The sequence below is a fragment of the Lacticaseibacillus camelliae DSM 22697 = JCM 13995 genome (genome assembly GCF_001311195.1).
Classification (GTDB): Bacteria; Bacillota; Bacilli; order Lactobacillales; family Lactobacillaceae; genus Lacticaseibacillus; species Lacticaseibacillus camelliae.
In genome coordinates this window covers 1-13,900 of sequence record NZ_BBAJ01000060.1, presented here as the reverse complement: position 1 = coordinate 13,900, position 13,900 = coordinate 1, and the positions used below count along the sequence as shown (strand labels likewise).

General features: G+C 52.9%; 11 protein-coding genes, 4 pseudogenes and 3 riboswitches. Of the genes and pseudogenes, 4 read left to right on the top strand and 11 right to left on the bottom strand.

The features are described 5' to 3' along the window. Positions 1 to 27 precede the first annotated feature (27 nt). The 6 genes and pseudogenes from JCM13995_RS10145 to JCM13995_RS10120 form a co-directional block, all read right to left on the bottom strand. Complete coding sequence (locus JCM13995_RS10145) at positions 28 to 420, bottom strand: DNA-processing protein DprA (protein ID WP_054665247.1); 393 nt, start codon at positions 418 to 420, stop codon at positions 28 to 30. A gap of 57 nt (positions 421 to 477) precedes the next feature. Then, positions 478 to 1,202: pseudogene (rnhB, locus tag JCM13995_RS10140) on the bottom strand (ribonuclease HII). Positions 1,203 to 1,217: 15 nt separating this feature from the next. Next, positions 1,218 to 2,076 (bottom strand): annotated as a pseudogene (ylqF, locus tag JCM13995_RS10135) (ribosome biogenesis GTPase YlqF). Between the two features lie 101 nt (positions 2,077 to 2,177). Beyond that, complete coding sequence (locus JCM13995_RS10130) at positions 2,178 to 3,431, bottom strand: tyrosine-type recombinase/integrase (protein ID WP_054665244.1); 1,254 nt, start codon at positions 3,429 to 3,431, stop codon at positions 2,178 to 2,180. A gap of 76 nt (positions 3,432 to 3,507) precedes the next feature. Then, positions 3,508 to 3,756 carry a hypothetical protein gene (locus JCM13995_RS10125; RefSeq protein WP_003594420.1) on the bottom strand — a complete coding sequence of 83 codons (249 nt, stop codon included), beginning with the start codon at positions 3,754 to 3,756 and terminating at the stop codon, positions 3,508 to 3,510. Between the two features lie 81 nt (positions 3,757 to 3,837). Then, the gene (locus JCM13995_RS10120) at positions 3,838 to 5,082 is read right to left on the bottom strand and encodes a replication initiation factor domain-containing protein (protein WP_080596330.1); all 1,245 of its coding nucleotides are present in this window, start codon (positions 5,080 to 5,082) and stop codon (positions 3,838 to 3,840) included. Positions 5,083 to 5,466: 384 nt separating this feature from the next. Between JCM13995_RS10120 and JCM13995_RS10115 the strand changes: the two genes are divergently transcribed. Then, positions 5,467 to 6,012 carry a helix-turn-helix domain-containing protein gene (locus JCM13995_RS10115; RefSeq protein WP_024305598.1) on the top strand — a complete coding sequence of 182 codons (546 nt, stop codon included), beginning with the start codon at positions 5,467 to 5,469 and terminating at the stop codon, positions 6,010 to 6,012. A 181-nt stretch (positions 6,013 to 6,193) separates the two neighbouring features. On the opposite strand, the gene JCM13995_RS10110 is transcribed toward JCM13995_RS10115, so the two are convergent. The 5 genes and pseudogenes from JCM13995_RS10110 to JCM13995_RS10090 form a co-directional block, all read right to left on the bottom strand. Continuing rightward, positions 6,194 to 6,850: a DUF190 domain-containing protein gene (locus JCM13995_RS10110; protein ID WP_003594417.1), complete on the bottom strand. Its 657-nt coding sequence runs from the start codon at positions 6,848 to 6,850 to the stop codon at positions 6,194 to 6,196. A gap of 30 nt (positions 6,851 to 6,880) precedes the next feature. Continuing rightward, positions 6,881 to 7,702: a metallophosphoesterase family protein gene (locus tag JCM13995_RS10105; protein ID WP_225350847.1), complete on the bottom strand. Its 822-nt coding sequence runs from the start codon at positions 7,700 to 7,702 to the stop codon at positions 6,881 to 6,883. Positions 7,703 to 7,766: 64 nt separating this feature from the next. Beyond that, a riboswitch (Fluoride riboswitch) is annotated at positions 7,767 to 7,828 on the bottom strand. 35 nt (positions 7,829 to 7,863) lie between these two features. After that, a complete protein-coding gene (locus JCM13995_RS10100; RefSeq protein ID WP_003594415.1) occupies positions 7,864 to 8,433 on the bottom strand; it encodes a DHH family phosphoesterase in 570 nt (189 codons plus the stop codon). Positions 8,434 to 8,482: 49 nt separating this feature from the next. Next, positions 8,483 to 8,542: riboswitch (Fluoride riboswitch) on the bottom strand. A 73-nt stretch (positions 8,543 to 8,615) separates the two neighbouring features. Next, positions 8,616 to 8,965, bottom strand: a pseudogene (locus tag JCM13995_RS10095) (fluoride efflux transporter FluC). Continuing rightward, positions 8,959 to 9,282, bottom strand: a complete 324-nt coding sequence (locus tag JCM13995_RS10090) for a fluoride efflux transporter FluC (protein ID WP_439645214.1) — start codon at positions 9,280 to 9,282, stop codon at positions 8,959 to 8,961. Before JCM13995_RS10090 ends, JCM13995_RS10095 begins: the two are co-directional and overlap by 7 nt. Positions 9,283 to 9,541: 259 nt before the next feature. Continuing rightward, positions 9,542 to 9,610: riboswitch (Fluoride riboswitch) on the top strand. Between the two features lie 50 nt (positions 9,611 to 9,660). On the opposite strand from JCM13995_RS10090, the gene eno reads away from it, so the two are divergent. From eno to JCM13995_RS10075, 3 genes and pseudogenes are all read left to right on the top strand, one after another. Further along, on the top strand, positions 9,661 to 10,947 hold the full coding sequence (eno, locus tag JCM13995_RS10085) for a phosphopyruvate hydratase (RefSeq protein WP_054665239.1): 1,287 nt from the start codon (positions 9,661 to 9,663) through the stop codon (positions 10,945 to 10,947). A gap of 74 nt (positions 10,948 to 11,021) precedes the next feature. Further along, positions 11,022 to 13,297 (top strand): annotated as a pseudogene (locus JCM13995_RS10080) (HAD-IC family P-type ATPase). A gap of 191 nt (positions 13,298 to 13,488) precedes the next feature. Further along, on the top strand, positions 13,489 to 13,893 hold the full coding sequence (locus JCM13995_RS10075) for a sigma-70 family RNA polymerase sigma factor (RefSeq protein WP_024305590.1): 405 nt from the start codon (positions 13,489 to 13,491) through the stop codon (positions 13,891 to 13,893). Positions 13,894 to 13,900 lie beyond the last annotated feature (7 nt).

The window sequence follows — 13,900 nt, the reverse complement described above, 5'->3', positions numbered from 1 at the left end:
CTCAGGATCACCAGCGGCGGCAGCGTCTCACCCAGCCGGCGCAGCGCCGTTTCCGTGTAGCTGGTGGCCCGGCGCGCCCCCGACCACCGCCAGCGTCATGTTGTCGAGCAGGTCAATGCGGCCGCGGTAAAACAGCACTAACGGCGGCTGATTGCTTTCCGCTAGGCGCTCCGGGTAAGTCGGGTCAAAGCGCGTGACAAACAGGCCAGTGCGGCAATACTGGCGCACCGTGGCCAGCCACGCCGCATCTTCGGCGTAGGGCCGTATCTCCTGAAGCGGTCGCCAGTTGCTCAGTTCGGTCACCGGGTTGTCCGCGGTCAGCCCGCGGCGGGTGATTTCGTCCCACAGGCGTTGTTCCGTTTGCCAGCTTTTCGTGTACAGCGCCCAGTGCCACAGCAGCATCAGTTCTCGCAGCTTCATTCGCATTCCCGCCTTTCAGGAGTAGATTACGAAAAAAAAGCCTGCGGAATCCGCAGACTAGCGAGAGGCAGCTTCGCGCACCGGGCTGAAGCTCATGCGGTGAATCTCGGTCACGCCGTAGCGGTCGAGCCCTTCCAGGTGCTTTTTGGTGCCGTAGCCCATGTTGTCCTTAAAATCGTAGCCAGGGTAAATGCCGTCGTACATGACCATCAGCGGTCCCGCACGACCTTTGCGACGATGCTGGCCGCGCCGATGGAAATGCTGTTGGCATCCCCGTGGATCAACTTCCGCTGCGGCACCGCGCTGGGCACGTGCATCGCGTCGACCAGCAGGAAATCCGGCGTCACGCGCAGGTGTGCCACCGCGTCGCCCATTGCCAGTTCCGTGGCGTGATAAATGTTTTCGCGGTCGATCATGTGGTTGTCGGCAACACCAATGCTGACGGCCAACGCCTGGCTGACAATCAGCGGGTACAGGTGCTCGCGCTCGTGGCGCGTCAGCTGCTTGGAATCGTTCACCGGCAGCTGACAGTCGTGACGCAAAATCACGGCGCAGGTGACCACCGGCCCGGCCAGCGGCCCGCGCCCGACCTCGTCGATTCCCGCGATATGCGGAAACTTCGGCCACAGCTCATGCTCGTAGCGAGAGCGATACTGCAAATCCAGCGCCTCAGCCTCGGCCGTGGCCTGCCGGCGCTGGTACCAGTCCAGCAGGTTTTGTGCCCCGACACGCGAGTCGGCGGCCAGCGTCTCCAGCAGCTCGTCGGTCGGATGCACAATCAGCTGCTTTTTTTTAACTCACTCAGCGTGGCCATCGAGATCACCTGGCTCTTCCAGCGTGAACGCGCCAAATTTTCCTTGGCGCGCATCAAAAATCACGCGCTCGGCGGCCCGGTTGTACTCCTCGCCGTAACCCCACTTCTGACTAAGCGTCACCATTAGGTCGGCGGGCTTTTGCGCCATGTCGTCGTCATTCAGCGTACGCCTTGCGCAGCGCCTGCGGATACGCCTGCTGGAAAAAGGTCAGCCCGTACAGGCCGACACTGTCGGACTGATAAACCGTGTCAGCAATGGCGCCGGTCAGCGCGAGCTTGTTGCCCACAGTCTCGTCCTCAAACTTCGGCCAAAGAATCCCCGGCGTGTCGAGAACCTGGAATGTGTCGTCCGCGGTGAGCCACTGTTGGTTCTTGGTGACGCCAGGCCGATTGCCCGTCACGGCGATGTTCTTCTTCACCAGACGGTTCAGCACTGTCGACTTGCCAACGTTGGGGATGCCGATGCACATCGCGCGCAGCCCCGGATTGCGAATGCCGCGGGACTTCTGCTTTTCTAGCTTGGCCTTCATCATCTGCCGTGCCAGCTGCGGAATCTGCTGCAACCGCTTGGCGTGCTGGGCGTCGATGGCAATGGCCTCATAGCCCTGCTTCCGATAGTAAGCCAGCCACTCGGCCGTTTTCTGTGAGTCCGCCAGGTCCTTCTTGTTCAGGACCATAATGCGCGGCTTTTGCCCGACGATTTGGTTCATCATCGGGTTTCGACTGGCCTCTGGGACCCGCGCGTCGACGACCTCAAGCACGAGATCGACCAGTTTTAATTTTTCTTGAACCTGATTGCGGGCCTTGGCCATGTGGCCAGGGAACCATTGAATTTGTGCCATTGTTTGTAACTCCTTTAGTACCAAGGGTTTGAGGCCCTTGGGTTGTCATTTTTTTCGTAAACGTGGGCAAAACGTGGGCAGCATCGTTAAATTCCCAAACACTACCGTTCAACTTCACCCGATTTTTTTTCAATGAACCGCGTGATGGCTTCCACCGACTTGTCTTGATTTTCATCAAGAGTATGCGTGTAGCCATCCGTAGTTTCGGCTCGAACATGCCCGACCCGCTTCTGCACTTCTTTGAGTGAAATCGTCGGGTCATCGCGCAGCACGGAAATGTGAATGTGGCGGAAGCCGTGAGGAATCGCGTTCTTCGTCCATTCAAAGCCATACCATTCTTGGCAGTGCTTCGTCAACGACTTGTTGATTCGCGTTAGAATCTCACGAAAGCTGTGCGAGGTGATTGGTGAGCCGTACTCCGTCCTAAACAGCGACTTGGAAGCATGAAAGGCGTCCGCCGGAAAGTCGGCCATGTGTTCGTCGAATGCCTTGTTACGCGCAATGACACGCTTTACGGCATCAATGGCAAAGCCCGGCAGTTCTTCGACACGTTCACCAGCTTCGGTCTTAGTGGTGTCTTCGTAATACTCATCAACGCGCAGGTCGTGATATTGCAAGGACTTGTCGATTGTTACCAGCCGGTTCTCGAAATCAATGTCAGCTTCCGTCAATGCGGCCGCTTCACCGATCCGACAGCCCGTCCCAATCATGAATAGCGCCAGATCGTAGTAGGTCTGATGCCGTCGCTTGCGCAATTCTGCCAACAAGGCGTGAACTTCGTGCTCGTCAAGAAACTTCGCTTCGCGGCGCAGTCGCTTTTCGCGCTTCTCCTTTGAACTGGCAGAGAGTTTGATCACACGCGTTGGTGAGAACGGAATCGCGTTGTGCAGAACGCCATAGTCGAAGATTTTGTTGAGCGAGCACTTGATATGCTGCATCGTCGAATGGGTCGAGTGATACTTCTTCTTGTAGTCATTCAACAGGTTCTGAATTAGCAGTGGTGTAATCACTTCTAGTAAGACGTCATCTGCCATTAGCTCCGCTATTCGTTTCAGCACCATTTTCTCACGCGTGACGGTTGGCGGCTTGACCGTGGTTTGCCAAGTTTCCAACCATTTTGCTTTCAGCTCACCGAATGTAACCATCGCGGCGCCGTTGAAGGCACCTTGTTTCTCCGCAATCAGCTCCTCAATCTTTGCAGCTAAGTAGCGTTCGGCCTGCTTACGGGCGCGCGCCGTGTTCGTGGTGAACTTGACGACTTCCCGTTTTGCTTTGCCAGTCAGCGGATCAACATAGCGATCCACTGCATAATACGTTGACTTACCGTTCTTGCGTTTTCTTTCTTCAAAATACATGTTTTATCCTTTCCGGGTAAGGAAAAGGGCAAAACTGAATCTCTATTAGCAGATTCTATTTTAACATCCAAACCCATTATTTTCTGCGCAATTTTGAATAGCCATGTGTCTTCCAGTACAAAAAGTCGTCGAATACCTCGAAATTGATGAAGACGAGCTTGTGCGTTGGGTTCAAGACGCCATCCCGCCACAGATTGTTGTCACGCATCTCACATAGCCAACGATTGAGCGTGTATTTGTTTAAGCCGTCGTATCGGCTCAAAACGGCTTCCTTATTGCCCCATTCAGCATCACTGTCCGAGACTGGATTGTATTTGATTTTCATTCATTACCTCACTTGTTGTGTCTAGCATCTGTGTGAGATAATCAGCACAGATAGGACCCATATCTTATCTGTGAAGGGTGACTACTTGCTTTGGTCGGCGTGGTCATCCTTTTTTGATTGCTCACTTTCAGGTGTCATTGCTTCAAACAATCCGTTCTCAAGTTGATCTGCGCCAACTGTGTTCTGTTCGATGATTCGCAGATGCTTGTCTTTTAAGGGTGCTTCACGAATAGACTGCATCGTCTTCTGGTTTCCCCAGTATGCGTCAATTTCATGGAGCACTCGTTGCATTGGCGCAACCTGCGTGTCCACCCATGCCCGCGTACGGTTGAGATCGAACGGTTCTGGGGCAGTCGTCAAGCGCAGCGGCTGGCGATCATGACCGACAAATCGTTGCCAATTCTTGTTGAGCGGCCAATCCAACCGCGGCTTGCCTTTTTGAGCATCGACGAAGCGGAGGTAACGTTTGATAATGCCAAATATCGTGCGTTCTTCATCACGATAGCAAAGGAGATCATCAACAGCCTTTTCCGCTCGGGTGTTCTTCAAACGAATTTCAAAACGGTTATAGATGTTGGTTGTCAGACCTTTCTTATGCTGCTCTGGCCCTTTCTCGTAAAGGCAGAAGTACAATTCACTCTTGGTGGACCCAATGTATAACGTAGTGCCAGTTTCATCGTCGAATTCTTCGTCGTCTTCATGATAGATGTGGCCAGATACCGTGCCTTGGTACTCACGCATGACGGTGATACACTCGTTGGCCTGAATTTTATGAATCAGGTTTGGAATATCCAACATATTGACCATATCGTTAACTGCTAGATCCAGCCGTTTCATCACGCCTTTCATATCCAGACACTGATTAAGAAAGTCATACCAGGTGTCACCTCGGCCTAACAGAACGCTTTCCATTTGGCGGCAGCCTTGACCGCGTAATTCTAGCAACGTGCCTAATTCCTTGTGGCCTGGATCAGAGCCGTAGACTTTGATCTGACCCAGCGAGCGGGTGAACTGATAACCAAACGCCGCGCGATCTTCCGACAGAATACAATCCGTTTGCAAACGTAAGAGGTCATCGACGATTTTGTCCATATCCTGTGTCGGAAACCGAATCCGTACATAATCAATTAGCAGTTGCAGTTCCGGCTCATCGGTCCAATTATTGAGCGTTTTATCAATGTACATTTGTAAGCCGCTACTACACGCTTCGCCATTTTCGATGCGACTAAGGTGGCGTTGTGTGATACCAAGCCGGTGACATAGCTGTACCTGTGTCAGATTCAATTCTTTACGGCGCCGCCGTACTGAATCACTCCAGTAACCCAAATTGTCTACCTCCTAATCTTGTTACCACTGGACATCAGCTTGAATTGTCCAGTCGGTAAGTTCTGTGTCGTATCAACGTTTCTACCCGGAAATCAGGTAGATAGGTGTCATTTACGACCCCCCTGTTAGTACATGGGGGTCTAGGCGGCCGGCTACGCCGACCGCCGCCGCTCACGCTTGCGGCTTTCGCGCTGCACGCCGCGCGTGGCGGCGTGGCCTTCTCCTTTCATCACTAATCGTATTAACCATCTATACGTTACTGCAATGATACCAAGGCTTTTAACCGATTTCCTTAGCTTTTTCATAGCTACAAAACTTTCAATTATAGCTGCTGAACTTGTCGTATGATTGATTATCTGGTAACCTGATGGTGAGGTGATCAACATGACAGAAGTACAATATTTTGGCCCAAATTTAAAACGGCTCCGCCTTCAAAGTGGTATGTCACAATCAGAACTTGGCGCCGCTTTGGACACGCCAGTCAATGGACAGGCTATTTCAAACTGGGAACGCGAGATGAATCATCCTACTTATGAGAACTTGATTGGTATCGCTAAGTTCTTTAACGTCATGCCGTCAGAGTTGTTGCGGACAGAAAAAGAAGCCGCGGTTGGAGAAACCACGGCCGTTCTTGATCGAATCGATGAATATATGCCAAAGGTCGCGGAGATTCGCAGAGTGATGCACATGATGGGGGACTTCTCACCACGACAGTTAGACGGACTAGCTGAGCAACTCAATGAGATTATGCACTACTTTCGCCCTTACACACCAGTTGATGAGGACGGTGTGCCAGATACCGATCAGAATGGGCGAACAATTACAAAGCAATCAAAGTATCGGGATCTACCAATTAAGGAAATCCATCAAACGTACCAAGAGTTAAAGGCTATCCAGTCATACAAGGATGATAAGCAAAATCTGAATTGATAAATTCACATCTAAAACAATACCCGGCACAACCTTTACGCTGAAACTCGCGTAGTAGGCTGTGCCGGGTATTGGCATTGTTTTGGCTTTGTATCGACATTGCAATGCAGACCTTCTGAATGACTAAATAAGGTAGATACCGAAGGTAAACCCTAAAATGGCAACCTTGGTAAGTAGTCCGCTAGTAGGGCCCGTTGACTAACGCCACCGGCACCGTAAACAACAAGCCATCTTCCGACAAAGGTTTGAACGTCGCCAACACCGCCTGCAGGCTCGCACGATCCACCACCGTTTCAATGACGATTGGCAAGTGTGAGCTCTTATGCGCTGCGGTTTCTTCGTGCACATGGCGGCCGTCGTCATATCCTGCGATACCGCGGGTGACACTGACCCAGCGCACGTGCATCGCTTGCAAATGCGCCACGATCTTGGTGTAGTGGTCTGGGGCAAAGTGCTTATTGTCTTCTCGGGTAAATAACTTCACGTCATAGTATGCTGCGGTATCGTCCATCTCAATGTCACTCCCTGTCTGTCCTTGAACTGTCGTAATCTGACCGCGATCGTCAACGAGCTGCGTCAATTCAGCCAAAATTGCCTGCAAGTTGTCGCCGCTTTGCACCGTTTCGATGATCACCGGCAAGTCGTTGCCGCGTCTTGGCTTGCGTAGGCTTTGGCGCATCTCGTTATACTTGTTGACGCCCATGATCGTGCGGCGGATCGTGCCGTCGACGATCCCACGCTGCCAGAAATATGCGAAGATCTGCTTCACCAGTTCTTGATGGGTCAGCGTCTGCATGACCTCATCAGTCACCACCCGAATCAAAGTTGCTTCTGTCATCGTTCTCCTCCTACCACGCGTCAGCGGCAATCAAGCTTGGGCTTTGGCGCCGTAATTATGGGTCATATTTTCTGCGGTCACATCAACGGTACTGTAGCCGAATGCACCGGTGGTCAACGTCCGCGTATACAGCGCCGCATAGGGAAGCTGTTCACGGGTGACTAACCTTAGCTCCTGATCAACGTCGTACGGGAGCACACGGAGCGTCCAGCTGCTGAAACGGCCGGCATCAATAGTCAACAAGCCATACTGGGCGCGCCCAGCGGCTAACTGCGGTTGCAGTGACGTCGCTAAGCCGACGCTACCGGGGTTCATGATGTAGCGGCCATCAGTAGTTTGACGCATCAGCGGCTGGTGGGTGTGGCCATACAGCGCAATGTCTGCGTCACTGCCGGCCAGCAACGCATCGAAGTTCTGTTGCTTAGCCACAGGTTCTGCTTGATGACCACGGCTGGTGGTCGGCGTTGCGTGAAATATGCTCAACTTCACGCCATCGATCACTAATTCTTGATGTAGCGGCCGACTAGCCAACCAACGAAACTGTGTCGCGGTGAGATGCTCGCGGTCAAAAGCCGACGTGATGATCGCCACGACTGCTTTTTGGTTCTTCTCAAACGTCACGAACCGGTGGTGCAACAGGCTAGCATAAACTTCTTCGTGGTTGCCGATCACCCACGCCAGCGGTTGGAGTACTTGAAGTGCCTGCACACACGCTGCTGGCTCTGGGCCACGGTTGCCAATGTCGCCCAACACCATGTAATCGGTGGCGTGTTGTTCGTGTGCGTCTTGCAGCACAGCTTGCAGGGCACTGTAATTACCGTGTACGTCGGCGATCACTGCGATCTTATGCATCTACTCACCTCCCGGGTCAGAAAGAAAAAAACGTCTGCCTCATTACCCTGCAACAGCACAGGGTATTAAGACAGACGTCATCAACAATTAGCTTGTATTAGGGTGAACGTCATCACCATTTCACTTGTTCACCGTCAATATAACATCGTTGCGGACAGAGTTCAAGCGCTTACCCATGCACTAACCCGATCAGCTAATAAGTGACGATCACGCTGTATTCGATCAGCCAAATAAGCCGCAGCCACCTGGTCTTTTTCAGTTGTCGCATCAGTTGTGAGCTGACTGGTATCGCACCAAATTCCCGTCAGCAAAAGCCCTGCTGACAAAGGCGAAAGCATCACGCCACGCTCTTGATAGAGTTCGGTGAGTATCGTGTTGACACTGGCCACAGGTTCGAGACGAATGTATACCGGATGACTAGCACGAAAACCACTCATCCGATGATTATCCACGACCGCTACAACGTTGGCTTCACTAATGTCTGGAGCACTCACTGCCAAGTCGTTATGGCCGACCATCACCACACCGCCCGCGGCCCCAGCAACTGCCTTGACCACTATTGGCGGTGCCACTCCCCAGAATTTCACGATGTCCCGCATGACCGGTGACAGCCGCGTATAAGCACTTGGCGCAGCGTCTTTTCCTAATGCGGAGGCCAGACGCGCGGCGTTGATGACGGCAATGTCAATTCCTACAGTTGATTGCCGCGGGCCGATTGTTAAAATCTCCATTTTATCGTCTCCTTCTCGAAAAAAAAGACACCTAGCCCGGACTAAATGCCCGAAACTAGGTGTCATTAGTTGAATAACGGTTATGGCGAACACCTTCGCCTATCATGTTCGATGCCAATATAACACCATTATCCATGATTGTCTATAGGTGTCATTATCGAGTAAGTAAGTACTGCCTTATCTCACCACAGGCTACCCAGCCACACACCGATGGTCAGGGTGACTATCCCGGCTCCCGTCGTGCCAAAATAATACCAAACAAACGCACGGTAACGCCGGTTGCGCAATAAGATAAACGCATCAGTCATGAATGTTGAAAAAGTCGTGTACCCACCACACACACCGGTCAAAAGTAGCAGTGACCACGCTTGCGGCAGTGCGCACATCGCCAAAAATCCCGCTAAGAAGGCACCACTAGCATTGATCACAAGCGTCGCCAGCGGCACCCCAGGCCACCAGTTCTTGCCTAGCTGCGTCAGCACATACCGCATCACGCGCCGACCCCGGCACCTAAAGCTACTAACATCACCATGTCTGTCGCCGCCTTCCCCAGGCCTCGGCGCATAAATAGCCGCCAAACGCCGCGCCTAAACCAACAAGCAGCTCAAGCAAGAAGATCCCGATCGCATACACCGGCGATTCGCCAACGTGTTTGTAGAGGTTCAGCACCATCGTCGAAAATGTCGTGAACGCGCCGACAAAACCAGTCCCTAACGCCAAAATCAGCCAGCTCGGCAAGTCGATGTACACCGCTAGACCGTATGTGACAAACGCCAGTATGAAGCTGCCCACCAGATTCACCGCCGTGGTGCCGAACATCGTGTCGGCATCATTGAGCCACAAGCTGATTCCCCAACGGCGACCCCACCGAAGCAGCCGCCGATGAACACCGCTAAAATATCTTGGTATCGCAATCGCTGCATTGAACTTCCCCCTAAAACACGGCTACCAAAATACTGGCAGCCGTGTGGTTACACTCATTAAAATTTAATATAACGCCTAGCATTATAGCAAAACGTACAGCTGTAAGACAAGTCCGCCTTTTGCACGAAAATTTGTCGGTCTGGCTTGCGCAAAATTTCGTAAGGGAGTATGCTTTGGGTGTTAAAAGTTAATCGGCGATGACGTTCGCCACTAAAACTAATTGGTAAATCAATTTGATGACGTCTACTGCACAGATTTTGCGTGCAGTAGACGCCATCTTTTTTTACCGGAAGGAGCACAATTATGTCAGTAGTGATTGAATCTGTGAAGGCGCGCGAGATCTTCGATTCCCGCGGCACCCCAACTGTTGAGGCCGATGTTATTCTGTCGGACGGTACGCTCGGCCGCGCGGAGGTACCATCTGGTGCATCGACCGGCGAAAAAGAAGCCGTCGAGTTGCGCGACGGCGGCGACCGGCTCCAAGGCAAAGGCGTCTCAAAGGCCGTGGCCAACGTCAATACCGAGATCAACAAGGCTTTGCACGGTGCCGACCCCTTCAACCAAGCCCACATCGACCAGCTGATGATCGACTTAGACGGCACACCTAACAAAGCACGCCTAGGGGCTAACGCGATCTTAGGGGTGTCAATGGCCACTGCCCGTGCAGCAGCCAACGCCTTGCACACACCGCTGTATCGCTACCTCGGCGGCACCGACTTGGAGCTGCCACAAACGTTCCACAACGTGATCAACGGTGGTGAGCACGCCGACAACGGCATCGATATTCAGGAATTTATGATCACTCCAGTCGATCGTTCCAGCTTCCGTGATGGCTTCGAGAAAATCGTCAACACCTACCACACCTTGAAGAAGGTGATCGAAGAAGCCGGCTACACCACAGGCCTCGGCGATGAAGGGGGCTTTGCGCCTGACCTCAAGAACTCCGAAGACGCCTTGCAGATGCTGCATGACGCCATCATCAAGGCAGGCTACACGCCTGGCAAGGAAATCGCCATCGCCTTTGACGCGGCGGCATCATACTTCTACAACCGCGATACCAAGAACTATGACTTTGAAGGCAAAACCTACACGCCTGCCGAATTAGGCGAATACTACATTCACCTGCTGGACAAGTTCCCAGAGATCATCTCCATCGAAGATCCTTATGGGGAAGAAGACTGGGGCCACTTCGCTGACTTCACCAAGAAGTACGGCGACCGCGTGCAACTCGTCGCAGACGATCCAGTCTGCACTAACCCCGCCTTGATCAAAGACGCCATCAAACAAGGCATGGCCAACAGTATCTTGATCAAGCTTAACCAGATTGGCACGGTCACCGAAACGCTGGAAGCAATCCGCTTAGCACGCAAGAACGGCTACACTACCATGATGTCTCACCGTTCTGGTGAAACCGGCGACACCTTTGTCGCTGACTTTACCGTCGCCACAAACGCTGCGCAACTCAAGTCCGGCGCCCCGGCCCGTTCCGAGCGTGTGGAGAAATACAACCAACTGTTGAGGATTGAAGAAGAACTCGGCGCTGACGGCACGCGCCTAGCCCACTTCCCAGATTCGGTCGACTTCGACTAATTAGCATTGATCCAGCGGCCGAGCACGAATATGTGCGCGGCCGTTTGTTATCTTGCAGAAAGCTGGTGTCTACTATGACCGAAAAAAACGATTTAAACGGCCTCGCCCAAGCCGAAGCTGACCGGCGACTGGCCCGTGATGGCTTCAACGAAGTGGCCGAACCCCCCTTCAACTTTGCCACGGCCATTATCACTCGGCTGTGGGAGCCTAGCGCGTGGATACTCGAAGCGGCGCTGATCATTGAAATCGTGTTAGGCAAGGGCATCCAAGCCGGGTTCATCGTGCTAATGTTGCTCTTTGCCGCGGTCAATGGTGCAATTCAATCTCGCCGCGCCAACACGGTCTTACGCAGCCTATCACATGACTTATCGCCGACCACCGCGGTCAGCCGCGACGGCAAGTGGAAACAGGTGTCAGCCAAGCACTTGGTCGTTGACGACCTCATCAGCCTACGCCAAGGGGACATTATCCCCGCCGACGTGCGTCTACTGACGGACACGCTGGAAGTCAACGAAAGCAGTATCACAGGCGAAGCCAAGGCCGTCAACCGCACCCCTGGTGATACGGCCTATGCCGGCACCGAAGTCCTCTCCGGCAATGCCTTAGCAATCGTCACCGCCACCGGTGCTAATAGCCGCAGCGGCAAAACAATCAGCCTGATCAACCAAAGCTCGGCGCCGGGCCATTTGCAAAAGCTATTGGGTAAAATCATCGGCTATCTGGCAGCACTCGATGCGGTGTTGGCCGTGCTATTGATCATCGTGGCCATTGTCCGCCATGAAGACTTGGTCGCCATGCTACCGTTTCTGGCAATGCTGTTCATCGCAACGATCCCAATCGCCATGCCATCGAGTTTTGCCGTTGCTAACTCGGTCGAAGCCAAGGTCCTGAGCACCAAGCACGTCTTAGTTTCCGACCTCACCGGGATTCAGGAAGCTGCCAATATGAATGTGCTACTCGTGGATAAAACCGGCACGATTACTGCCAACAAACCCGCTGTGGTGGCCTTCTACAACTGGTCAACGCTCCCAGACGCCGATGTGACCCAACTAGCGATCAGTGCAGCGGATACGCGCAATGCCAGCGTGATCGACGCGGCGCTATTCAACTATGCTCAAGCACACAACATTAAGGCCTGGCCTCAGCATGAATTCACGCCGTTCACCTCCGGTATCGGCTACTCCCAAGCCACCGTGGTCACCGATAGCGCTACCGTCAACGTGAAACTCGGGGCATTGAAAAAAATTGGCGACACTGGCCACCAACCACCCAGACTTATCGGCGGTCAACTTCGCCGAAGGCCGTACGGCAGCCGTGGTCGTTGATTCACAACTAATAGGCTTGTTCGTCCTCCAAGACCAACCTCGGGCAGATTCCGCAACTGCCATCAAGGCTCTGCAGGCACGCGGCGTCAAAGTGATCATGCTGACTGGCGATAATCAAAAAAAACTGCCGCCGCGATTGCCCAAGCAGTTGGGCTAAACGGTGAGGTGCGCTCGTACACCGAGGTTAATGTCGGGACCAAAATTGCAGACCTCGCAGGCATCGCGACGTGACCCCAGAAGACAAATTGGCGATGGCCAAGCGTTTACAAGGTGAAGGCTGTGTGGTCGGTATGACCGGCGACGGGGTCAACGACGCCCCCGCCTTGAAACAAGCCGACGTTGGTATCGCCGTTGACAGTGCCGTTGACCTCGCCAAGCGCTCGGCGCGCATGGTCTTGCTAGCAGACGGCCTGACCCCGATCATCGAGATCCTAGATGCCGGCCACCGCGTCTATCAACGCATGATGACCTGGACGATCACCAAGCTTTCACGCACAGCGGAGCTGACACTCCTGCTGACATTAGGTTATCTGATTCTCCACTTCATTCCGCTGACCTTAAACGCGATGATCCTGGTCGCGATCCTGAATGATTGTGTGACCCTTGTGCTCGGCACTGACCGCACGACGATCACCCACCAGCCAGAAAGCTGGAACCTGGCCAAACTTAGTAAGATTGCTGGCATCTTGGCCATAGGCTGGTCAGCGGTCGGCTACGGTTGGCTGACTTGGTTGCAACGGCTTGGTCTAACGACTGGACAAGTCAGCACCGGCCTTTACATCTATCTGATTTTTAGCGCGATGCAGACGATCCTGATGACCCGCACTCAAAAGCCGTTTTGGGCTAGCAGACCCAGTCGTGCCGTGGCAGTAGCGATCGGCTGCAACTGTATATTGACGCTGGTTCTGGCACTGACTGGCTGGGGGATTGCCGCAATCAGCCCGGCCTTGATTGGCTTGGCAATCGTGATCACTTTATTAACGGGCATTGTGCTGACAGCGATTCGATTTGCGGCACACATCTAGCGAACTCTCACCAGATTCACACCGCTCCTGAACCCATTGGCCAATGTATATTGGCTGATGGGTTTTTGCCTTCCTACGATATTAGTTACCTAATTTAAATTTAACGTTTTGGTTTCACCGCCATGTTCAACCTCGGCCTGTGACCTGCGTAAGTGTAACTAATTATCTGTCAATCTAAGGAGGCTGTATTCATGAGCCGCGAACGTGAGGTCTCTCGAATGTTCATCAGATACATGCAACAAGTCCTTCGTAACGAACGAATTAACCTCTATCGTAAACACTTTAAAGACCTCAAAGAAACGCCACTTGAGGAACGGTTGTTGGAAGAAATCGCCGATCCTGGACATTCCGAAGACTTTCTTTTAACTGATGACGAGGTTGAACATCTCGAAACCTTCATCGAAAATGAGCATCTTGCAGCGGCCATTGCGACCCTTTCAACTGCTGATAAGACGGTGTTGTATCAGTATTACTATTCTGAACTTAACGCTGTGGAAATCGGAAACCGCACCGGCAAAACTAGCCAGGGGGTGAACAAGAGGCGACGACAAGCACTAGCACGAATCAAGAAGGTATACAGAAATATATATAGATAGCTCGCAC

Excerpts from the sequence above, each read along its gene's own strand:
- JCM13995_RS10145 (WP_054665247.1), bottom strand. The coding sequence starts at position 420 with ATGAAGCTGCGAGAACTGATGCTGCTGTGGCACTGGGCGCTGTACACG.
- JCM13995_RS10130 (WP_054665244.1), bottom strand. The coding sequence starts at position 3,431 with ATGTATTTTGAAGAAAGAAAACGCAAGAACGGTAAGTCAACGTATTAT.
- JCM13995_RS10125 (WP_003594420.1), bottom strand. The coding sequence starts at position 3,756 with ATGAAAATCAAATACAATCCAGTCTCGGACAGTGATGCTGAATGGGGC.
- JCM13995_RS10115 (WP_024305598.1), top strand. The coding sequence starts at position 5,467 with ATGACAGAAGTACAATATTTTGGCCCAAATTTAAAACGGCTCCGCCTT.
- JCM13995_RS10110 (WP_003594417.1), bottom strand. The coding sequence starts at position 6,850 with ATGACAGAAGCAACTTTGATTCGGGTGGTGACTGATGAGGTCATGCAG.
- JCM13995_RS10105 (WP_225350847.1), bottom strand. The coding sequence starts at position 7,702 with ATGCATAAGATCGCAGTGATCGCCGACGTACACGGTAATTACAGTGCC.
- JCM13995_RS10100 (WP_003594415.1), bottom strand. The coding sequence starts at position 8,433 with ATGGAGATTTTAACAATCGGCCCGCGGCAATCAACTGTAGGAATTGAC.
- eno (WP_054665239.1), top strand. The coding sequence starts at position 9,661 with ATGTCAGTAGTGATTGAATCTGTGAAGGCGCGCGAGATCTTCGATTCC.
- JCM13995_RS10075 (WP_024305590.1), top strand. The coding sequence starts at position 13,489 with ATGAGCCGCGAACGTGAGGTCTCTCGAATGTTCATCAGATACATGCAA.